The following is a 22420-nucleotide window of genomic DNA, read 5'->3' on the forward strand; positions in this document are numbered from 1 at the left end:
GAAAATAAGAATGCGATCTACTGTAAAAGACAATATTTTTATTATACTTGCACTGATAATTATGGCTGGATTATTCTATAGTTCTTCTCAGCCATATGGAGAACAATCGTTAACAGGTGTGTTGGATACCTTCTTAGCTAAAGAACCACTGAAAGGCGTATTAAGCCATATCCAATTTAATTATGCAGGTAGTGAAGTGAGCATTGCCGCCCAAGGATATAGTTCATTTGTGGAATTTTTCATTCGAAAATTAGCCCATTATGGAATTTATTTTTTATTAGGATTGTGCTGGTTTTTAGGATTAAAAAATAAAATGACTAGTATTGGATTAGCAGCATTTGTAGCGTGGTTATTAGCAGCGGGGTATGCCGCATTTGATGAATTTCATCAAAGTATTACGCCAGACCGAACACCATTGATGGAAGATGTCATCTTAGATGCAACAGGTGCTCTTACAAGTATTCTTTTAGCATTGGTATTTTTTTTGTTTATTTCTAAAAAGAAACAGACTAAACAATCATTTAAAAAATCTAAGCGGTAGCGAATACATACGAATAGTTGCTCTACAACAGGATTTTTGATAAAATAAGTAGGGCTATTTATTCTAGCTTATTACACTTATACTATGAAATGGGGAGTTTGGAGTGTCAGGACATTCAAAATGGAGTAATATCCAAGGGCGTAAAAATGCTCAAGATGCAAAACGCGGAAAAATATTTCAAAAAATATCAAGAGAAATATACATGGCTGTAAAAAGTGGTGGGCCTGATCCAAACTTGAACCCTTCATTACGTATGGTGATGGACAAGGCTAAGTCTAATAATATGCCAAATGATAATGTTGAACGTGCTATAAAAAAAGGCAGCACAACAGGTGAAAATGAGAACTATGATGAAGTCATTTATGAAGGGTATGGACCAAAAGGGACAGCTGTCTTGGTACATACGTTAACTGACAATTTAAACCGTACTGGAACAAACATCCGTGTGGCATTTAATAAAAATGGTGGGTCACTAGGTGAAAAAGGATCTGTTAGCTACATGTTTGATCGCAAAGGGTATATCGCAATTGAACGTGAAGGATTAGATGTAGACGAAGATACGATGTTAATGAGCGTTTTAGAGGCTGGCGGAGATGAAATGGAAACGTCGGATGAAGTATTTGAAATTTACACTGATCCTTCTGATTTGCCAGATGTGCGTGATGCTTTAGAAAAAGAAGGCTACACATTAGCGCAAGCTGAAGTAACGATGATTCCACAAACAACAGTTCAGTTGCCAGAAGATAAAAAAGCCTTATTTAATCAAATGATTGATAAACTTGAAGAAGATGATGACGTTTCTGAAGTTTTTCACAACGCTGAATTGTAAATAACAAACTAAAAATATTTCTGGTTAAAATAAAAAAATTAGCAGTGTAAATTCCTTTTGTGGACTTACATTGTTAATTTTTTTTATTTATTTTTCCAATCTCTTACTAATGATACAAAACATTTTTAAAATAGCTGAAAAATAACGAAATCCATTATTAATTACATACACTTAAACTAAGAACATTAAAAGAATAGTGTGAAAGGAGGATCAAGAATGGAAATTGAAGAGTTTGCTCAATATATCATTGTAAAAGCTCAAGAAATAGGAACAAGCGACATTCATATTTTACCTGAGGAACATCACTACAGTTTGTACTTTCGAATTGGTGGAAAAATGAGTTTTTGGAATAGTGTACCCGAGGAAAATGGGAAACGGGTTATCTCCTATTTTAAATATTTATCAAATATGGATGTAGGAGAGCGAAGAAAACCTCAAAGTGGAGCTTCACAACTGCTAATGGATGGAAAGGCTACATCTTTACGGTTTTCTACAATTACAAATTTTCGTGCTCAAGAATCGATGGTAATCAGAATTTTAAATCAATCTGCTCATTTATCGTTATTGAAAACAACCTATTTTAAAAAGGAAGTACAATTGATTGAGAAATTGGCTCAGTTTAATAGTGGATTGCTGATTTTTTCAGGACCAGTTGGGTCAGGAAAAACAACAACGATGTATCAACTTGTTCGTGAAAGCTATTTGATAAGTAAACAACAAGTCATTACCGTGGAGGATCCGGTAGAGATTGAAGAACCGTTATTTTTACAAACACAGGTGAATGAAAAAGCCGGAATTACTTATGAGACCCTTTTAAAGTCTAGTTTACGGCACCATCCAGATACTATTATTATTGGTGAAATAAGAGATGAAGAAACAGCGAAAATGGTTATTAGAGGAGCTCTAACAGGACATCTGATAATTGCAAGCGTTCATGCTAAAAATACTGTAGGGGTCGTTTCTCGGCTGTTAGAACTAGGTGTAACACAAGAACAACTAAAACAAACTTTGTTGGGTGTGGTATTTCAAAAGTTGATTCCAAAATATTGCCCATTTTGCAATGGAGACTGTGACCCAGCATGCGCGCACATCAACCTATATGAAAAAAGAGCGATTTTATACGATGTTTTATCGAGAAAAGAGCTCAAACAATTTCTCGCTCAGACGCACTCAGAAGAAGAAATCCAAGAAAAACAAACGAGATCTTTTAACTTATTACTAAGAAAGGCGTATGCATATGGCTATGTCAGTGAAAAAAATTATATCCAATTCCAGATTCCTTAAAAAGAAATCATTGGCTGTCCAGGCATCCTTTTTAATTAAACTTTCTGCACTGATGACAGAAGGATTCTCTTTAAAAGAGGCTTTGTTATTTTTAAAAATGATTTTACCAAAAGAAGTCCAATGGATTCAATCGATTCTTGAAGAACTAGAAAATGGCGAACGGTTTGACAATAGTTTAAAACAACACGGTTTCTCTGAACGAATCTCTTCTCAAATTTATTTATCTTTTATCCATGGGAATCTGACAGAAGCATTGGCAGCCAGTGGGAACTACTTAGAAGAAAAAGAAAAGCAGCGAAGCCAATTAACTAAATTGTTGCAGTATCCTATTTTTTTATTGCTGTTTATGATTGGTATTTTAATGGCTATTCGATTTATGATATTACCCAATTATGAACAAATGAATGCGAATCAGGGTTCTATTATTAATACATTTTCAATAGGATTTATTTATTATTTCCCGACCTTTTTAGGCATTCTTACAGTGATTGTTTGTCTAATGATTTTAGTGATTCGTCACCAGTTGGGGAAACAAACTGCACTTCAACGCACCGTTTTATTTATGAAAATTCCGATTCTCTCAACACTATTAAGACTCTACTACACAAATTTATTTAGTTATGAATGGAGCCAATTATTAAAAAGCGGTCATCAAATGAATAAGATTATTGAATTAATGCAGACGAAGGAAACAACTCAACTGATGCAAGAAGTAGCTTGCAAGATGGAAAAAGAGCTGAGGACGGGTCGAGATTTTAAAGAATCGATGAGTAGTTTTACTTTTTTTAATCGTGAACTAGGATTTATTATCATGCATGGCGAAGCGACCAGGCGATTAGGAATCGAATTAGCTGTGTATGCCCAGGATTGTCAATTAAGATTAACAATGCAGATCCAAAAGTTACTTGGTTACATCCAACCAATCATTTTTTTAGTTATTGCTTTTTTTATTATGTGTGTTTATTTAGCTTTATTATTGCCAACATTTTCTATGATGGAGGGGATTCTATGAAGAAGAAAAAAAGGCTGAATCAAAAAGGATTTACACTTATTGAAATGGTAATGGTTTTATTTATTATTTCAGTATTGATGCTGCTTATTGTTCCAAATGTAGTGAAACAAAAAGATTCCATTGATATTCAAGGAACAGAAGCCTTAGTGACCGTTATCCAAACACAGGTAGAGCTCTATGAATTAGATGGTCAAGAAGTTGCTGTTTCCTTAGATTCCTTACAGCAACAAGGCTATTTAACTGCTAAACAAGTTAAGCAAGCCACCGCAAAATCTATTACTATTACGAATGGTATCGTAAGTTCGAGTAAAAATGAATGAAATCTTTAAACGAAAAAGGCATGCTGCTTTTTGAGATGCTTCTTGTCCTATTTGTTGCAGCAGTTTTAGTACTGATTCCAACTATTTATACCAAACAAACCAAAAAACAGTTAGAAAATCAGTTGTTTATTGAAGAATTTCAAAGTCATATGACGGCTATTCAAAATTATGCTGTTTTATCTGGACAAGTGACTATGATGACCGTGTCTTCTCAATATAAAACTGTTCAATTTAAAGTTATTGGAGATGAGCAGAATGAATTAAATCAACTGATTTATTTACCAGAAACAATCACAACTCCTACGCATAAAAATTATCATTTTAATGGATACACCGGAAATTTAAGGATTTTTGATACATTGGTTTTTTATATCAACCAAGAAAGACACACGATGACTTTTCAGTTAGGAAGTGGCAGATATAAATGGCAATAAGAAATTAAATCAAAAGGGGTATCTATTGATTGAAAGTTTAGTAGCTTTTTCTGTAGTGAGTTTGTGCATCGCTATTTATATTCCATTCATTGTAGGTATGCTAAAAAAAGTAGACGCAGAAAAAACAGCTGTTGAAATGCATCGCATCCAATATGAGCAAATACAAAAAATCGAACAACAGCAAGCAATAGATCCTATTTGGAAAACAGGAGGAAAGACTTTTACTATTAAACAACTAAGAAATACTAGTCAAAAAGGGGTACGGATAAACTATGAAAAAGAAGAAGTTTTTATTGAAGTCCGTTCTTTTCAAACGTTTAGCCCATGATCAAAAAGGATTTACATTAATAGAAGCTTTAGCAGCTTTATTTATTTTGGTACTCTGTATTGCTCTCTTAAATGTTGTCACAACGCAATACAAAACGATTCGTAAGCAAACTTTCGAAGATCGACAGCTTGAATGGCATATGTTCTTGAATCAATTCGAGTACAGTTTGGAAGGTCTCGTTTTGGTCAATACAAAACCTAATGAACTGCAATTTAAAATGTTAGATGAGAAAGGGCAATTTAAAGAGATGATCTATTATGAAAAACATGATAATTTAGTTAGGCGTCGAACGGGATCGGGAGGTCATCATCCTATGTTGATGAAAGTAAAATCGATTAATTTTGTTCAAAAAAAATTATTTTTAGAGATGACAGTAACTTTTTCAAATCAAGAAACCTATCATGCGCAACTAAGTATCAATCGTAACCTAGTGGGTATTCAAGATGAATGAAAAAGGTGCTGTGTTGCCCTCTGTAATGGTATTTCTTTTACTTATGAGCATTATGATTTTAGGCACGAATAGAGTTTTTGAGAATCAAATGAATCAGTTAAGAATGACGAAGCACTATTATGAAGTAGAAAGTATGCTGATTTTATCTAAGATAGAACTCAATCGTCAATATGATGTAGATAAAGAAATTCAAAAAGGCATTGTTACATTTCCTAATGGAACAGTGACTATTCAACGAAAAGAAGCTGATGTATTCATCTTAAATGGGACGCTTAAAAATGTTTTTTCAAAACAGCTAGAAGTCCAACTAACTCCGCAGATAGTTGAAGAACTAAAGGTCAAAGAAGAAAAAGAAATAAGTCACGACTTACCCATTGAAAAGTAGCATAGAAGAAAGTGAAGTAACCTCATGGCAAGCTTGGATGAGGTTATTTCTTTTTGTGGTCGTATTTGATATACTATTTGAATAGAAGCGGCTAATTCAACCAATAAATTAGATACATATAAGAGAAGGAGTGAGGAATAGTGACTAAATTAATTAAATTACGTGAAGGCATGAAAAAAAGAGGGATTGATGCATTATTAGTAACTAGTCCTTATAATTTGCGTTATATTTCAAACTTTACAGGTACAACAGGTTTAAGCTTGATTACACTGGATAAAGCTTATTTTGTGACGGATTTTAGATATACTGAACAAGTAGCAACTCAAGCGGTAGGATTTGAAATCGTTACTAATGTGGGGCCAATTTTTAATGAGGTAGCAAGATTAGTAGACGAAAATAGAATTGAAAAGTTAGGTTTTGAACAGGATTTTGTTACGTTTAGTACATTTGAATTACTAGAACAAATTATTTCAGGTGAATTGATCCCTATAACTGGATTGATTGAAGAACTTAGAGAAGTTAAAAGTAAAATGGAAATTGAAACTATTAAAAAAGCATGTTCTATTTCTGATGCAGCTTTCAAGTATATTCTAGGAGAGATCAAACCTGGAATGACAGAAATCGAAGTAGCTAATCTATTAGATTTTCATATGCGCGGTTTAGATGCAACTGGAGTTTCATTTGAAACGATTGTTGCTAGTGGTATTCGTTCAGCCATGCCTCACGGGGTAGCAAGTCATAAGAAAATTGAAACAGGTGATTTTGTAACAATGGATTTTGGTTGTTACTATGAAGGGTATGTTTCGGATATGACGAGAACAATTGCAGTAGGTGAACCAAGCGAAAAGTTAAAAGAAATTTATGCTATTACATTAGAAGCACAATTGAAAGTTATTGATGCAGCTAAACCAGGCATGACTGGGGTTCAATTAGATGCTATTGCTCGCGACCATATTGCTAAATATGGTTATGGTGAAGCCTTTGGCCATTCAACAGGACATGGTATTGGATTAGAAATTCATGAAGGACCAAACGTTTCTAAGTTAGCAGAAAAACGTTTTGTACTTGGTAATGTCATTACCAATGAACCCGGGATTTATCTGCCAGGCATTGGCGGAGTAAGAATTGAAGACGATTTAGTGATTACTGAAAATGGAAATGAAGTCATCACTCACTCTCCAAAAGAACTTATCATATTATAACGTGATTTAAATCGACAATTTATTAGGCAGAACACTGAAAAAATGATACACTTATATAGAAAATAGGAACGGACTCATAGGAGGAAATTAAATGATTTCAGTAAATGATTTTAAAACAGGTTTAACAATCGAAGTAGACGGTTCAATTTGGCGTGTTGTCGATTTTCAACATGTAAAACCAGGTAAAGGTGCTGCTTTTGTACGTTCTAAACTTAAAAATTTACGATCTGGTGCAGTACAAGAAAAAACTTTCCGTGCAGGAGAAAAAGTTAAAAAAGCTCAAATCGATAATAAAAAAATGCAATATTTATATGAAAGTGCTGGCGCATATGTATTTATGGATAATGAGTCATATGAACAAATCGAAATACCTGGTGATTCTATTGTTGAGGAATTAAAATATTTGAAAGAAAATATGGAAGTTCACATTTTAATGTATGATACAGAAGTATTAGGTGTTGAATTGCCAAATACAGTACAATTACGTGTAGCTGAAACTGAACCTGGTATTCGTGGGGACACTTCTTCAGGTGGAACAAAACCAGCAATTTTAGAAACTGGAACATCCGTAAATGTCCCTTTCTTTATTAATGTGGATGATGTGTTGATTGTCAATACTCAAGATGGTTCTTACGTTTCTCGTGCATAATCATTCAATTTTAAAATGAAATTAGTAAATATAGGAGGTTTGCCAAATGGCTGAAGAATCGACAGTTGCAATAAATGATACTAAAGGTACACTTGGAGAAATTGAAGTAGCTCCTGAGGTAATTGAAGTGATTTCTGGTATTGCTGCAAACAAAGTAGATGGAGTCTATGCAATGCAAGGAAAACTTGCTTCTGGTGTTTCTGAATTATTTGGTCGAGTAGACCACAAAAAAGGTGTTCATTTAACATCTGATGAAGATGGCTTGAAAGTAGATATTTATTGCTACTTTATTTATGGCGTATCGGTACCAAAAGTTGCTTTAGAAATTCAAGAAAAAGTAAGAGAACAATTACTACAAATGACAGATATAACATTAGCTGAAGTAAATGTTCATATTGTAGGAATTGTCCCAGAAAAAACAGAATTGCAAGAATTATTAGATCTTGATCAAGAAGAAGATGGTGACGAATAGTGAGTTTAACACGACGTGATATTAGAGAAAAAGCCTTACAATCACTTTTTCAACTTTCTGCTAATGAAGAGTTATCAAAAGAAGAAGCTATGCAACAAGCGTTGACTAGTGAAGCTGAGTTAGCTGATGAAGTTGAAACAGTTCTGGTACCAAGTTATTTAGACTTACTTGTATCAGGTGTATTGGAAAAACAAGATGAAATCGATGAAAAAATCAAAGCTCACTTAGAGAATTGGTCCCTAAATCGTCTTGCTAAAACAGATTTAATGATTATTCGAATTGCAATCTTTGAGATGATGTATGTTTCAGATGTACCAGACAGAGTTGCGTTGAATGAAGCACTAGAAATTACCAAAAAGTACAGTGATGAAAAATCCAGAAAATTTGTTAATGGTGTTTTAGCAAACATAGTAAATGAGAACAGTGAAGATGAAGCTGAATAAGCTTTGTTTTCACTGTTTTTTTGCTTAAGTTACACTATATAAAAAGTTTCACGAGACAGATTTGATGGTGTATCTGATCTAATTCTTATGATAAGATAGATAGGGTAAAGTCTAGTTACTTCAAGTGAGATGAAAAGGATGGGATTCTTTATGAGCGCAACAATCATGAGTGGTAAAACATTGGCCGATGAAATGACGATTGAGATGCAAAATGATGTCAATCAACTCAAGGAAAAAGGAATTACCCCTGGTTTAGTTGTATTATTAGTTGGTGAAGATCCTGCAAGTCAAACGTATGTAAGAAACAAAGAAAAACGTGCAAAAGCATTAGGATTTCATTCACTCGTTAAACGCTATCCAGCAGATATAACAGAAGAAGAATTATTAAATGAAGTTAATCACTATAATGAAGATCCAGCCTTTCATGGCATATTAGTGCAGTTGCCATTACCGAAACAAATTGATTCAGATAAAGTAGTAAATGCAATTGATTCTATAAAAGATGTGGATGGTTTCCATCCTATAAATATGGGGAAATTACTAATAGGGAAACCAGATAAGATACCGTGTACACCTTACGGTATTATGAAATTGTTGGAACGTTATCAGGTAGAAATTGATGGTAAAACAGCAGTAATGATAGGACGTAGCAATATCGTTGGAAAACCAATGGCTCAACTTTTAATGATGAAGAATGCAACAGTAACTATTGCTCATTCTAGAACAAAAGATTTAGCTGCACTAGCCCGTACAGCTGATATTTTAGTTGTAGCAATCGGTAGAGGTCATTTTGTAACAAAAGAGTTTATCAAACCTGGTGCTGCAGTAATTGATGTAGGAATGAACCGTGATAAAAACGGGAAATTAATTGGTGATGTCAAAAGTGACGAAGTAGCTGAAGTTGCAGGTTACTTAACTCCTGTTCCTAAAGGAGTAGGACCCATGACTATCACTATGCTGCTATATCAAACGATTGAAAGTGCAAAAAAGATTAACGCATTACCAAAAAAAATGTAAGGCATAAGAATCGTTCTTTAAATGGCTGAGAATAAGCCAAATTTAACGATAATTAAAAACAACAAATAAAGAGCTGTTTTCAATTTATGCAATGCTGCTAAGAGGAGTGAATAAATTGTCAAATGATTACTTGACGGTCACCGCATTGACTAAATACATTAAACGAAAATTTGAACGTGACCCTTATTTAGAACGAATCTATTTGACAGGAGAAATTTCTAACTTTCGAAATAGGGCAAATGCCCATCAATACTTCAGTTTAAAAGATGATCATGCCAAAATTTCTGCAATTATGTTTAAAGCAGCGTTCCAAAAACTTAAATTCACTCCTGAAGAAGGAATGAAAGTATTGGTCATTGGACGAATTTCGTTATATGAGGCAAGCGGAAATTATCAAATAACGATTGAACATATGGAGCCAGATGGAGTTGGTGCTCTCTACCAAGCTTTAGAAGAGATGAAGAAAAAATTAAAAAATGAAGGACTTTTTGATGCACCAAAACAATTGATCCCTACTTTTCCTAAACGAATTGCAGTAGTAACGAGCCCAAGCGGCGCAGTTATAAGGGATATTATGACTACAATAAAAAGACGATTTCCTATTGTTCAATTGGTTATTTACCCTACTCTTGTACAAGGAAATAAAGCGGCAGATGCAATTGTAGCGAGCATCCGTATGGTAGAAGAAAAAGGTGATTTTGACACAATGATCCTTGCACGTGGTGGAGGTTCGATTGAAGATCTATGGCCTTTCAATGAGGAGAAAGTTGCACGTGCGATATTTGAAGCTCAAACACCGATCATTTCTTCTGTAGGGCATGAAACAGATACGACCATTGCTGATTTAGTGGCAGATGTGCGTGCAGCAACTCCAACTGCAGCAGCAGAAATTTCTGTTCCTTTGTTGTCTGAAGAATTGATCAAAATTGAACAATTAAAATTGCGTCTTGTTCAAAGCTATGCGCGAAAAGTGGAAATATTAAATCAACGGTTAACGAGCCAATTAAATTCTTATATTTTTAATCAACCGCAGCGGTTATATGAGGGGTATGCTCAAAAGCTAGATTTGTTAACTGAGAGGCTCGTTCGAGCAATGGAAGAAAAAAACCAGCAATTAAAAAACGACCTTAATGTTCATATGCTTCAATTAAACGCACAAAATCCGACACAGTTAGTTAAACAAAAGCATAGTGACTTAAATGTGATGAACAAGCAATTGACGACTCAAATGGAATGGTATATGGAAAATCAGACTAAACGATTTCAATATGCTGTTCAATCGCTGGATTATTTAAGTCCTTTAAAAATTATGAATCGTGGATACAGTTATGCAACAAAAGATGGAAAAGTTATTAAAGACAGTAAACAAGTGGAAGTAGAAGATAAGATACACATTCATTTGCACAAGGGAACTTTTGAGGCAAAAGTGATAAAGAAAGAAGAGGAATCTAAATGAGTACAGCAAAGAAATTAAAATTCGAAGAAGCAATGCAGCAATTAGAAGAAATCGTAACAAACTTGGAGCGTGGAGATGTTCCGTTGGAAGAAGCGTTGGATCAATTTCAAAAAGGAGTTAGTTTAAGTAAATTTTGTAAGGAAACTCTACAAAATGCAGAACAAACCCTAACGAAAATAGTAGATGAAAACGGCAAAGAAAAATTATTTGAAGATGAAAATGAAAGTGAAAGTAATTAAGAAAAGAGGGTCAATATGAATTTAAAGTCATTTAAAGATAAAGTGATTCCATCATTTGAAGAGGAAATGCTCGGATATATTGGGGAAAATGGCATTAAAAAAGCCCCATTGCATGAAGCCATGTTTTATTCCTTGGAAGCTGGTGGAAAAAGAATTCGACCTTTGCTTCTTTTAGCAACGATTCAATCGTTGGGCGGCGATATTAGAAAAGGATATGCCGTGAGTGCTGCTTTAGAGTTTATTCACACGTATTCCTTGATTCATGATGATTTACCAGCTATGGATAATGATGATTTGCGTAGAGGAAAACCGACAAGTCATATTGTTTATGGTGAAGATACAGCAATTTTAGCTGGTGATGCTTTGCTAACACAAGCTTTTGAAATTATTGCTGTATCAGATGCTTCTCCAGAAAAAAAAGTGAAATTAATTCTAGCATTAGCAAAATCAGCTGGTCCAGAAGGTATGATTTTGGGGCAAATGGCGGATATCCAAGGTGAAACAAAAGACTTAAGCTTGGAAGAATTGCAATTTATTCATCGAAACAAAACAGGTGAATTGTTAAAATTTCCTATTTATGCCGCATGTGTGATTGCTGACGCAGCAACAGAAGTAGAAGAACAATTGATGGGGTACGCTGAACATATCGGATTAGCTTATCAAATTCGCGATGACATTTTGGATGTGATCGGAAATGTAGAAGAAATCGGTAAAAATATTGGGATGGATGCAGCACACAATAAAAGTACTTATCCTGGTTTGCTAACACTTGAAGGAGCTAAAAAAGCTTTGAATCAAGAGTTAACAGCTGCAAAATTAAACTTAATGACTGTAGAACAAATTAGTCGAGACTCAGCTAGACCGGTCCAAATTAATTTACTGGTAGAAATTATTGATCTTTTAGTAATCGATTAAAAAGGTGGGAACCGTCACATGAAAAAAGAACGAGTAGATATCCTCTTAGTCGAACAAGGCCTTGTAGAGTCTATTGAAAAAGCTAAAAGCGTTATTATGGCTGGTCAGGTATACACAGAAAAAGAAGAGCGGATTGATACTGCTGGAGAAAAAATTCCTTCTGAGACGAAGCTCCACTTAAAAGGGAAAAAATCTCGGTATGTCAGTCGTGGTGGATTCAAATTAGAAAAAGCTATGAAAGTTTTTGATGTGACAATTAAAGACAAAATCATGTTAGATATTGGTTCTTCTACTGGCGGATTTACAGATGCTGCTTTGCAACACGGAGCTAAATTGAGTTATGCTTTAGATGTAGGTACGAATCAGTTAGCCTGGAAATTACGTCAAGATCCAAGGGTCGTAGTAATGGAGCAAACGAATTTTAGGTATTGTAAACCAGAAGATTTCTCAAATGGCAGACCCAATCTGTCATCTATTGATGTTTCTTTTATTTCGCTACGCATGATTCTCCCCGTTTTAAAGAATATTATTGCTTCTGGTGGAGATGTACTGGCCTTAATCAAACCTCAATTTGAGGCACATCGTGAAGATGTTGGTGAAAAAGGAATTGTCAGTGATAAACAAGTTCATGAACAAGTTTTGACAGACATGCTTTCATTTGCAACAAACATTGGATACGATGTATTGAATTTGACATTTTCCCCTATTACTGGTGGAGAAGGAAACATTGAATTTTTAGCTCATTTAAAATGGAATGATAAAATAAAGGGTAATCTTGCTGAATCTGTCGAGATAGAATCTGTTTTAAGTGAGGCATACGCTACACTAAAAAATGAAAAAAAATAAGATAACGAATGTACCAACTAAAATTGGTACATTCGTATTTTATTTTTAATTTTTAGGGCTTTTTGTTTTAATTTCTTTTATTTTTTCTTTTCTATCTGAATTAAGTGCGCTATGATAGGAGTATTAAATGAATAATAGTGGTTATGAAAATGAGGTGGAAACATGAAAAAGAGAGAACGTCATCATTTGTTACAAGAGTTGATTAAAGAACATGTTATTGAAAAACAAGAAGACTTTGTACGTATATTAGAAGAAAAGGGTATAGAAGTAACGCAAGCAACTATTTCGCGTGATATTAAAGAACTTCAATTAGTTAAAGTTCCCTCTCAAACAGGAGGATATCAATATAGTTTACCGCCTGATATTCAATACGATACATCGAAAAAGTTGGAACGTTTATTTAAAGATGCTTTTGTTTCTATGGATACGCAAGATTGTTTTCTGCTCATTCGAACCATTCCTGGAAATGCTTTTGCTCTAGGGAGTTTAATTGATACTTCAAATTTTGACAGTGTCTTTGGAGCTATCTCAGGAGATGATACAGTACTTATTATTTGTCGTTCAAATGAAGAAGCACTCCAGTTGAAAAATCATTTTATACAATTAATTTAAGCAATCAAGATGGAAGTATTGGAGGTGTTAAACAGTGCTTCAGGAATTAACAATTAAGGATTTTGCAATCATACAAGATTTGAATCTTAGTTTTAATCGTGGTATGACTGTTTTAACCGGAGAAACAGGGGCAGGGAAATCGATTATTATTGATGCGGTTGGGCTGCTTGCAGGTGGAAGAGGATCCAGTGAATTTATTCGTCATGGTGCAACTAAGTGTGTCCTAGAAGCGTTGTTTTCATTAGAAGGAAATTCCACTACTTATAAGTTACTAAAAGACTATGATATAGACAGTGAAGAAGATAGTGTGATTATTCAGCGAGACATTCATCGTAGTGGTAAAAATGTTTGTCGAATCAACGGTCGTTTAGTAACGATCGCTACCTTGCGTCTAATTGGAGAATCGATTATTGATATTCACGGACAAAATGAACATCAAGAATTAATGAATCCAGAACGTCATTTAAGTATGTTAGATCATTTTGGTGATCAGGAATTAGTGAGATTAAAAAAGAATTATCAAGAAACTTATGCAGACTATAAAAAAGTAAAAAAAGCTTTTGATAAATGGCAAAATGGAGAACAAGAACTAGCACAACGATTAGATATGCTTCAGTACCAAACAAATGAAATTGAAATGGCTGAACTTCTTGATGGTGAGGAAGAAGAGCTGTTAGAAGAAAAAAATTTGTTAGCTAATTATCAAAAAATTATGTCTGCATTATCAATGAGCTATGATGCTTTGCAAGGAGATGAAGTCAATGGAATTGACTTGATTGGAAATGCCATGACTGAAATGAATTCTATTGAAGAAATAGATGAAAAATACAAAATCTTGTCAGAAGCAATTTCAAGTAGTTACTTTCAGCTTCAAGAAGCTGCTAGTGACATTTTAAGAGAAATGGATCAAACAGCATATGATGAGGATCGCCTTAATGAAATTGAAAAAAGACTTGAAACCATCAAACAATTAAAACGTAAATATGGCGAGTCTATTGTAGAAATCAAGATGTATTATGAAAAAATTGCAGCAGAATTAAATCAAATTTTAAATCGTGAAAATCACCTGACGAATATGACAAAAGAGTTATCCAGTTTATCGAAAGAATTGATTAAGCGAGGTAACGAACTTTCTGAAAAACGTAGAGTGGTAGCCAAAAATATTGAACAAGCCATTCATGAACAGTTAAAAGAATTGTATATGGAAAAAGTGGTATTTGAAGTTCAATTTTTTAAACCGGTTCAAGATTTTACGAGTGAAACTGCACACGAGTCTGGCTTTGATGAGGTAGAATTCTATATTGCTACAAATATGGGTGAACCGTTAAAACCTTTGGCTAGGGTAGCCTCTGGAGGAGAATTATCTCGTATGATGTTAGCGATGAAAACCATTTTTTCTAAATCTCAGGGTATTACTAGTATTATATTTGATGAGGTAGATACCGGTGTCAGCGGACGAGTCGCTCAAGCGATTGCAAATAAGATTTATATGGTAGCTGTTCATTCGCAAGTCCTCTGCATTACGCATTTGCCTCAAGTAGCTGCGATGGCAGATAACCATTTATATATTTCAAAAAGTGTGGAAAATGATCGTACAAAAACGCATGTCAATTCTTTAGTGTCTTTAGAAAAAATTGAAGAAATTGCCCGTATGTTAGCAGGTACTGAAATCACAAAATTGACTTTAGAACATGCTAAAGAATTAACTATTTTAGCTGAAACAGAAAAACAAAAGCAAAAGCAATTGAGTTAAAAGTAAAGAATCCTGTAATCAATGGACTGAAAAGTCTGTTGGTTACGGGATTCTTTTTATAAAAACTAATTTAAAAATATAAAGCAGTAGTTTACCACCGAATAGTTGCAAGCAGCTTCTCTAAAATGTTTTTTTCATTGTCACTCAATCCCCAAAATTCGAGTTCTTTTTTGATATTAGTTAAAAGACCGTATTCTCGAACAAAACCATTCAGACGTGCAGCAATAGTTGAATCAACATAGTCAGTATAGGTTGGAAAAAGATTGCTTACTGCCTCAAGAGCTTTAGGGTAACGTTTCATAAAATATTTTTGATGGTGATCTTCTGCTCGATAAAAGTGAGTGTATGGGAGAAATTCAGTCTGTATTTGTTTATTGTATTTCTTTTCCCAGTTATTTTTGACCTGATTAGCAGTCTTTTGTTGTTCAGCATTATGATAAAACACAATTGAAAGATACTGGCGCCCCTTATAGTTGCGGTCTTTAACAGCATCATGACTGTCCCAAAATAAATTTAAAATATCTGAATAACTAATAACCTCAGGATCAAAATCAATCTCTAGCGTCTCAGAATGGTCTCCAATGGATCTATAGGTAGGATTAGGTAAAGCACCGCCAGCATAACCTACGCGTGTTCGAATGACACCAGGAAGATGACCAAAACGACTATCAGGTCCCCAAAAGCATCCCATACTAAAAGTAGCGGTTTGAATGCTATTCGATTGTCTATCAAAATTTGTCATGTTGTGACCTCCAAAGTTAAAATAAAAACCACATCAATCGATTTACTCAATCAATTGATGTGGTGGGCTTTAATTAATAGTAATTAGTGTGGAAATAAGCGTTAGAAATGCTGTGCTTAACATTGCGATTAGCATAATCCAGACAAACACTTTAGTGAAGCGTTGTGTTTTAGAGACTGATTTTTTGTTTTTTGTAGCCACGAGGTAATCCCCCACTTTCATATGGATATTTCTTACAGTTTACATCAAATAAGCAGAAAGAATCAATAGGCTATTAAAAATAATCTTTTTTTCTCAATATCCAAACGGTTAATACGCATATTGCAAGACTGATGAAGCAAAGTATCCAAAAAGCACCTGGAGTGTCTTCAAATGGGAGTGTCACATTCATACCCCAAAGCGCTCCGATAATATTTGGGATAGTCAAAACAATGGTGATGGATGTTAATACTTTCATAATATTATTTAAATTGTTTGAAATAACTGAAGAAAAGATAGCACTGATTTGTTCCAACATTTTATTAGACTGGCGAATCATTGCTTCGGCTTGTTGATTTTCAATAACAACGTCATGTAAAAAGGAAAGAATATTTTTATTTGTATTAAAACGCTCAATAGCTTTTAAACGTTTGAAAATCGGGTGATTACTTTCAATGGCAGTACTAAAATAAACTAAACTTTTTTGTAGAGACATTAAGACAAATAACTGGCGGTTTTTAGAAGTCTTTGTAATGGTGTCTTCTAATTTTTCTATTTTAGCATTGATATCTTTTAAGTAAGTAATGTAATCAGAAGAAATGTGCCAAGCGATATCTAACAAAAAATTTTCTTGATTTGTACTAGATATTGGGAAATTCGGTTTATTCTCAATCATTTTTGAAATAAAATCAGGTGTATGAACCGCAGCTGTAATAACGGTTTTCGATGTCATAATAACAGCTAAAGGTCTGGTAACATATTCACTATCATTTGGGTTACTCGATATTTTTAATGGATAAAGAAACATAGCCAATGAAGAACTCTCGCTTTCATCTAATTCTAAATTTTCATGTCTTGAAACCTCATCTGGATCCAAAACACTAGAAAGGTAGTCTTTTGGAAATCCAAAATGTTTAACTACTCGATTGATTTCATCAGGTGTTGGATTAGATAGGTGCAGCCATTCCACATGAGTAAATTCAGTGTCATGGATAACTTCACCTTTGGTTGTTGTATAATAAGAATGAATCATGGCAAACGCTCCTTGAAATAAGATTAATAGAAGATACGATTAAGAAATAAACTCTACTCTATTCCTTAGTTTACACTAAGCAGGGTGAAAAAAGTTAGAAAATGTTTTTTGTTAAAAGGAAAACTGCACTTTTATTTAATTGGTACAACATTTTTTAAATAAAAGTGTATAAATCATATTTTTAACTTAAAAGTGGTTGTAACTTGAGTGAGAAGATAAATAACTTAACAGAATATATGAAACAACTTTTCATTTCTTGTTTTTTTTGCTAGGATAGTAAAGGACAAAGAAATAATATTAGTTAAATAGAGGTTGAAGAGAAGGGAGTTCAAATAAATATGAGTAAGCAACAAATTGGTGTAGTTGGAATGGCTGTCATGGGGAAAAATTTGGCTTTAAACATTGAAAGCAGAGGATATTCCGTGTCAGTTTATAACCGTACGACATCTAAAACAGAAGCAGTTATTGCAGAAAATCCAGGTAAAAAATTAGTATTGACTCGCACAGTTGAAGAATTTGTGGATTCTCTTGAAAAACCAAGACGTATTTTGTTAATGGTACAAGCAGGTAAAGGAACGGATGCAACCATCCAATCTTTATTGCCGCATCTTGATGAAGGAGATGTATTGATTGATGGAGGAAATACCTTCTTTAAAGATACAATTCGCCGTAGTGAAGAGTTAGCAGAATCAGGTGTGAACTTTATTGGAACAGGTGTTTCTGGTGGAGAAGAGGGTGCACTTAAAGGACCGGCTATTATGCCTGGTGGGCAAAAAGAAGCTTACGATCTTGTTGCACCTATCCTTGAACAAATTGCTGCTGTAGCTGAAGATGGTGAAGCTTGTGTTACTTACATTGGACCAAATGGAGCAGGACATTACGTTAAAATGGTTCATAATGGTATTGAGTATGGCGATATGCAATTGATTGCTGAATCTTATCACTTGTTGCGTAACGTTGCAGGTTTATCAGTTGAAGAAATTGCTGAAGTATTTGCTGAATGGAACAAAGGCGAATTAGATAGTTTCTTAATTGAAATCACAGCAACAGCTTTAACTAAAAAAGATCCTGAAACAGGCAAACCAATGGTTGATATCATTTTAGACCGTGCTGGTAATAAGGGTACTGGTAAATGGACATCGCAAAGTGCATTAGATCTAGGTGTGCCACTTCCATTAATCACAGAATCTGTTTTCGCACGTTATATTTCAGCTTTAAAAGAAGAACGTGTTGAAGCAAGCAAAGTTTTACCCAAACCTGCTAGTTATTCATTTGAAGGCGAAAAAGCTGAATTAGTCGAAAAAATTAGACAAGCTTTATACTTCAGTAAAATTATGAGTTATGCTCAAGGATTTGCACAAATGCGTACAGCTAGTGAGGAGTATGATTGGAATTTACAATACGGTGAAATAGCTAAAATTTTCCGTGCCGGTTGTATTATTCGTGCTCGATTCTTGCAAAAAATCACAGATGCTTATGATCGCAAAGCAGATCTTAAAAACTTGATGTTGGACGATTACTTTATGGATATCACAAAAAATTACCAAGACTCTGTTCGTGATGTGATTGGTATTGCTGTTAAATCAGGTGTACCTATCCCAACATTCTCTTCAGCAATTGCTTATTATGATTCATATCGTACTGCTGATCTGCCTGCAAATATCATTCAAGCACAACGTGATTATTTCGGAGCACACACTTACGAAAGAACAGATAAAGCTGGAACCTTCCACTTTGACTGGTATGGAAATGAAGGAGAAGAACAACTGTAAGACATTGTTTTTCTAAAATAGATCGTAAAAAAGAGACTGAGATTATATTTTCAGTCTCTTTTTGTATGACCAAAAATTAATGAAATTATCTAATAAATAATAGACAACTGTCGAATTGCTTAAGAAACTCTTAAAGATGAATTTTAAGGTTCTCATTTTTTTTTAATTTATGGTAAAATGATAACGGACACATTAAAAATTGATTGTGAAAAAATACTTATCATGGTATCGTAACAAGAGCAAAAGAGATAAAAATAGGGATTTTAGAGGAGCAGGTGTACACTAACATGAACAAAATTTTAATTATTGAAGATGAAAAAAATCTGGCTCGTTTTGTAGAACTAGAATTAAAACATGAAGGCTACGCAACAGAGGTTCGTTACAACGGACGTACAGGATTAGAAGCTGCAGTTGCAGAAGACGCACATTGGGATGTTATTTTATTAGACTTAATGCTACCAGAATTAAATGGAATAGATGTTTGTCGTCGTATTAGACAAGTAAGTAATGTGCCTATTATTATGATGACTGCTAGAGACTCAGTTATTGACCGCGTATCTGGATTAGATCATGGTGCAGATGACTATATTGTTAAACCATTCGCTATTGAAGAATTACTCGCACGTTTACGCGCGTTATTCCGCCGTATTGAAATTGAAAGCGAACAAAATATCACAAAACAAACAACAGTTACGTATAGAGATTTAACGGTTGAAAAAGAAAACCGTGTCGTACGTCGTGGTGATGAAGTTATTGAATTAACGAAGCGTGAATATGAATTATTGCTAGAGTTAATGGAAAATGTGAACGTTGTTTTAGCTCGTGATGTATTATTGAATAAAGTTTGGGGATACGAAACTGAAGTTGAAACAAATGTTGTAGATGTATATATTCGTTACCTAAGAAATAAAATTGACGTTCCGAATGTTGACAGCTACATTCAAACCGTTCGCGGGACAGGTTATGTGATGCGTTCGTGAGATTCTCGTTCTATGACAAAAATAAGGAAGGAAAGAAAAGAAAACGATTATCCTTAAAATGGAAATGGACTATTGGAGCTACACTTGCAATATTCTTAACGTTTTCGATTTTTTCTATTGCTATTTTTGTAGGTTTTAGACAAATTATGTTCACACAAGAGGAAGAAAATTTTAGAGAAGTCTTATTTTCATCAACTAGTCGACTAGTTGATGAAAATAAAATAACAGATAGCGATTCCTCAGCTTTATCAAAGGCAACGGTTTACTCTGCATTTAATCCCTCTTACTTTCCAGATATTATGGAGCTAAATGGGGAATATGATCAGAGAAATACAACCTTTGAAGATTCTGGAAATTACGAAGATACCTTATATGCCAAAATGAATGAAGAAGATGTCATCGTAAGAGTGTATACTCCAACATCGCGTTTGCTTTTTGAATCAAAATTAGGCGATTTTTCTTTTGAAGAAAGCTCGGAACCCGTTATTAAGATGATCGAAGTAAATGGTGAAGAGGGCTATTATGGAGTTGCGCCTGTTATTTCTGACGAGACACAACAAATCATTGGATATGTACAAGTTATAGATGGGATGTCAGATTACCATAATATGATAGAGGTCACGTTTATTAGTTTAGTAGCTATGAGTTCTGCTGCGCTTATTTTTAGTGGTATTCTAGGTTACTTCTTGGCATCTAATTTTTTGAAGCCGATAAAAAACATTACAAAAACAATGAATGATCTTCGACAAGATACGCAATCGACTTCTAGAATTGAAGTAGTTGAAGGAAACGATGAATTGGATCATCTATCCATTGTATTTAATGACATGCTGGACAAGATGCAAAAGTATATTGAGCAACAGAAACAATTCGTTGAAGATGTTTCTCATGAATTAAGAACACCAGTTGCTGTGATGGAAGGTCATTTGAAGCTGTTAGATCGCTGGGGTAAAAATGATCCTGAGATCCTAGATGAATCGCTTTCTGCTTCATTGCAAGAAATTACAAGGATGAAAAGTTTGGTTCAAGAAATGTTAGATTTATCTAGAGCTGAGCAAGTAGAAATCCATTATAAAAATGAAAAAACGGCTATAAAACCGATTATTCAACAAACTTATAATAATTTTAAAATGATTCATCCAGAATTTGTTTTTAATTTGGACGATGATATTAAAGAAGAGGTATATGTTTCCATTTACCGAAATCATATCGAACAAATCTTGATTATTTTACTGGATAATGCAGTGAAATATTCTACTGAACGTAGAGAAGTCCATATATCAGTTTCAAATGATGATCGAGAAGTCCAAATTGCCATTCAAGATTTTGGTGAAGGGATGACTCCAGAAGACGCTGAAAAGATTTTTAATCGTTTTTATCGTATTGACAAAGCACGTAGCAGACATAAAGGCGGAAACGGTCTTGGTCTAGCGATAGCAAGAGAATTATTAAGTGGATACAATGGCACAATTACTGTAGAAAGTGTTTTAGACTATGGTTCAATATTTAGAATCACATTGCCTATCTATAAAGATGAAGTATAAAAAAATACCTACTCGTTTGAGTAGGTATTTTTTTTAACGATTTTTTTGTTGTTTGCCGGCATTTCTACCGCGGCCATTCATTTTATTTGAAGGCTGATTTAGAACTTTAGATTGTTGTGCAACAGGTTCAGCTTGTTTAATCGTCCGTTTTGGTTTAACAGGACGTTTTTTAGCTTCTGCTTCAACTTGTGCCTTGATTCTAGGTTTATAGATAAAATTAGTAATAAGTGTTTGGAAGACTGCAAAAATTCCTCCAACAAACCAATACAACCCTAATCCAGCAGGTGATGTAAATGAAACCATTAAGATCATAATTGGACTAACATACATCATTGTACGCATCTGTTTCTTTTGTTCATCAGGAAGTCCGATCATTGAGACATAAGATTGAACAAAATAGACAGCACCGGCTGCGATAGCAAGAGCAATATTTTGATCTCCTAAACTAAAGCCTAAGAATGTACTATTTCCTATTTCTTTAGACAAATTGATTGCTTGGAACATAGCTGTAAATATCGGCATTTGAATCAACAATGGTAAACATCCGATACCACCTAACATACTCATGTTGTTATCTTTATAGAGACTCATGAGTTCTTGTTGAGCAGCAGCTTTTTCTTCAGCTGTAACAGCAGATTTTTGTTTCTTCTGAACTTCTTCCATTTCTGGTTTGATTAAGGCCATTTTTTCTTGTTGGATAATGGATTTTTTTGACTGGCTTAAATTTAAAGGTAAAATAATTAAGCGGACAACTAATGTAATGACAATAATAGCTAGTCCATAACTACCTCCTAATAATTCAGCAAGTTGAATGATCACTTGTTGCGTTGGAACCACTAGAAATTCGTAAATAAAACCACTAGGATTTCCATCTGAATCATGACCCATACAACCAGACAAAAAAACCATAACGCTTAATAGCGTTCCTGATAAAAGTAATTTCTTAAAATTTTTCATTGTTCA

Annotated in this window: 27 protein-coding genes; 23 read left to right on the forward strand and 4 right to left on the reverse strand. The window is 34.1% G+C overall.

From position 1 onward, the window contains the following. The first annotated feature begins 10 nt into the window (after positions 1–10). The 20 genes from CAR_RS03255 to recN all read left to right on the forward strand — a co-directional run bounded on the left by CAR_RS03255 (position 11) and on the right by recN (position 15188). Complete coding sequence (locus CAR_RS03255) at positions 11–541, forward strand: VanZ family protein (protein ID WP_041556127.1); 531 nt, start codon at positions 11–13, stop codon at positions 539–541. Positions 542–644: 103 nt separating this feature from the next. After that, positions 645–1370, forward strand: coding sequence for a YebC/PmpR family DNA-binding transcriptional regulator (locus tag CAR_RS03260; protein ID WP_013710283.1), 726 nt, complete (start codon positions 645–647; stop codon positions 1368–1370). A 216-nt stretch (positions 1371–1586) separates the two neighbouring features. Continuing rightward, on the forward strand, positions 1587–2654 hold the full coding sequence (gene comGA / locus CAR_RS03265) for a competence type IV pilus ATPase ComGA (RefSeq protein WP_041556128.1): 1068 nt from the start codon (positions 1587–1589) through the stop codon (positions 2652–2654). After that, complete coding sequence (gene comGB / locus CAR_RS03270; RefSeq protein WP_041556129.1) at positions 2608–3666, forward strand: competence type IV pilus assembly protein ComGB; 1059 nt, start codon at positions 2608–2610, stop codon at positions 3664–3666. Before comGA ends, comGB begins: the two co-directional genes overlap by 47 nt. Then, entirely contained in the window at positions 3663–3986 is a 324-nt protein-coding gene (gene comGC, locus CAR_RS03275; RefSeq protein WP_013710286.1) for a competence type IV pilus major pilin ComGC, read from the forward strand. The genes comGB and comGC overlap by 4 nt, the downstream gene beginning before the upstream one ends. After that, on the forward strand, positions 3983–4420 hold the full coding sequence (gene comGD, locus CAR_RS03280; protein ID WP_013710287.1) for a competence type IV pilus minor pilin ComGD: 438 nt from the start codon (positions 3983–3985) through the stop codon (positions 4418–4420). The genes comGC and comGD overlap by 4 nt, the downstream gene beginning before the upstream one ends. 25 nt (positions 4421–4445) lie before the next feature. Continuing rightward, positions 4446–4748, forward strand: coding sequence for a type II secretion system protein (locus tag CAR_RS03285; protein WP_238526707.1), 303 nt, complete (start codon positions 4446–4448; stop codon positions 4746–4748). Then, positions 4693–5199 (forward strand): competence type IV pilus minor pilin ComGF, encoded by a 507-nt coding sequence (gene comGF / locus CAR_RS03290; protein ID WP_052303130.1) that lies wholly within the window; start codon positions 4693–4695, stop codon positions 5197–5199. Before CAR_RS03285 ends, comGF begins: the two co-directional genes overlap by 56 nt. Continuing rightward, positions 5192–5584, forward strand: a complete 393-nt coding sequence (locus CAR_RS03295; RefSeq protein WP_013710290.1) for a hypothetical protein — start codon at positions 5192–5194, stop codon at positions 5582–5584. The genes comGF and CAR_RS03295 overlap by 8 nt, the downstream gene beginning before the upstream one ends. Positions 5585–5721: 137 nt before the next feature. Further along, positions 5722–6786: a M24 family metallopeptidase gene (locus CAR_RS03300; RefSeq protein ID WP_193352088.1), complete on the forward strand. Its 1065-nt coding sequence runs from the start codon at positions 5722–5724 to the stop codon at positions 6784–6786. A 91-nt stretch (positions 6787–6877) separates the two neighbouring features. After that, positions 6878–7435, forward strand: a complete 558-nt coding sequence (gene efp, locus CAR_RS03305; RefSeq protein ID WP_013710292.1) for an elongation factor P — start codon at positions 6878–6880, stop codon at positions 7433–7435. A 46-nt stretch (positions 7436–7481) separates the two neighbouring features. Then, positions 7482–7907: an Asp23/Gls24 family envelope stress response protein gene (locus CAR_RS03310; RefSeq protein ID WP_013710293.1), complete on the forward strand. Its 426-nt coding sequence runs from the start codon at positions 7482–7484 to the stop codon at positions 7905–7907. Continuing rightward, on the forward strand, positions 7907–8350 hold the full coding sequence (gene nusB / locus CAR_RS03315) for a transcription antitermination factor NusB (protein WP_013710294.1): 444 nt from the start codon (positions 7907–7909) through the stop codon (positions 8348–8350). Before CAR_RS03310 ends, nusB begins: the two co-directional genes overlap by 1 nt. A 150-nt stretch (positions 8351–8500) precedes the next feature. Continuing rightward, entirely contained in the window at positions 8501–9367 is an 867-nt protein-coding gene (locus CAR_RS03320) for a bifunctional methylenetetrahydrofolate dehydrogenase/methenyltetrahydrofolate cyclohydrolase (RefSeq protein ID WP_041556130.1), read from the forward strand. 115 nt (positions 9368–9482) lie between these two features. Beyond that, positions 9483–10823: an exodeoxyribonuclease VII large subunit gene (gene xseA / locus CAR_RS03325; protein WP_041556131.1), complete on the forward strand. Its 1341-nt coding sequence runs from the start codon at positions 9483–9485 to the stop codon at positions 10821–10823. Next, positions 10820–11062, forward strand: a complete 243-nt coding sequence (locus tag CAR_RS03330; RefSeq protein WP_013710297.1) for an exodeoxyribonuclease VII small subunit — start codon at positions 10820–10822, stop codon at positions 11060–11062. Before xseA ends, CAR_RS03330 begins: the two co-directional genes overlap by 4 nt. A gap of 15 nt (positions 11063–11077) precedes the next feature. Continuing rightward, a complete protein-coding gene (locus CAR_RS03335) occupies positions 11078–11977 on the forward strand; it encodes a polyprenyl synthetase family protein (RefSeq protein WP_013710298.1) in 900 nt (299 codons plus the stop codon). Between the two features lie 18 nt (positions 11978–11995). After that, positions 11996–12823 (forward strand): TlyA family RNA methyltransferase, encoded by an 828-nt coding sequence (locus tag CAR_RS03340; RefSeq protein WP_013710299.1) that lies wholly within the window; start codon positions 11996–11998, stop codon positions 12821–12823. A gap of 162 nt (positions 12824–12985) precedes the next feature. Further along, the gene (gene argR / locus CAR_RS03345; protein ID WP_013710300.1) at positions 12986–13435 is read left to right on the forward strand and encodes an arginine repressor; all 450 of its coding nucleotides are present in this window, start codon (positions 12986–12988) and stop codon (positions 13433–13435) included. Between the two features lie 34 nt (positions 13436–13469). Beyond that, complete coding sequence (recN, locus tag CAR_RS03350; RefSeq protein ID WP_013710301.1) at positions 13470–15188, forward strand: DNA repair protein RecN; 1719 nt, start codon at positions 13470–13472, stop codon at positions 15186–15188. 91 nt (positions 15189–15279) lie between these two features. Here the strand turns inward: recN and msrA are convergent, their stop codons facing one another. From msrA to CAR_RS03360, 3 genes are all read right to left on the reverse strand, one after another. Then, entirely contained in the window at positions 15280–15930 is a 651-nt protein-coding gene (msrA, locus tag CAR_RS03355) for a peptide-methionine (S)-S-oxide reductase MsrA (RefSeq protein WP_013710302.1), read from the reverse strand. 69 nt (positions 15931–15999) lie between these two features. Next, positions 16000–16152: a DUF4044 domain-containing protein gene (locus CAR_RS12890; RefSeq protein ID WP_238526708.1), complete on the reverse strand. Its 153-nt coding sequence runs from the start codon at positions 16150–16152 to the stop codon at positions 16000–16002. Between the two features lie 52 nt (positions 16153–16204). Continuing rightward, entirely contained in the window at positions 16205–17161 is a 957-nt protein-coding gene (locus tag CAR_RS03360; RefSeq protein WP_013710303.1) for a magnesium transporter CorA family protein, read from the reverse strand. A gap of 338 nt (positions 17162–17499) precedes the next feature. Between CAR_RS03360 and gndA the strand changes: the two genes are divergently transcribed. From gndA to CAR_RS03375, 3 genes are all read left to right on the forward strand, one after another. Then, positions 17500–18933 (forward strand): NADP-dependent phosphogluconate dehydrogenase, encoded by a 1434-nt coding sequence (gene gndA, locus CAR_RS03365; RefSeq protein ID WP_013710304.1) that lies wholly within the window; start codon positions 17500–17502, stop codon positions 18931–18933. Between the two features lie 287 nt (positions 18934–19220). Further along, positions 19221–19913 carry a response regulator transcription factor gene (locus tag CAR_RS03370; RefSeq protein WP_013710305.1) on the forward strand — a complete coding sequence of 231 codons (693 nt, stop codon included), beginning with the start codon at positions 19221–19223 and terminating at the stop codon, positions 19911–19913. Further along, positions 19910–21457, forward strand: coding sequence for a sensor histidine kinase (locus CAR_RS03375; protein WP_041556132.1), 1548 nt, complete (start codon positions 19910–19912; stop codon positions 21455–21457). Before CAR_RS03370 ends, CAR_RS03375 begins: the two co-directional genes overlap by 4 nt. Positions 21458–21490: 33 nt before the next feature. Here CAR_RS03375 and yidC read toward each other — a convergent pair whose 3' ends face one another. Next, positions 21491–22414, reverse strand: coding sequence for a membrane protein insertase YidC (gene yidC / locus CAR_RS03380; RefSeq protein WP_013710307.1), 924 nt, complete (start codon positions 22412–22414; stop codon positions 21491–21493). Positions 22415–22420 lie beyond the last annotated feature (6 nt).

Origin of the sequence: Carnobacterium sp. 17-4 (genome assembly GCF_000195575.1) — a bacterium.
Taxonomy (GTDB): Bacteria; Bacillota; Bacilli; order Lactobacillales; family Carnobacteriaceae; genus Carnobacterium_B.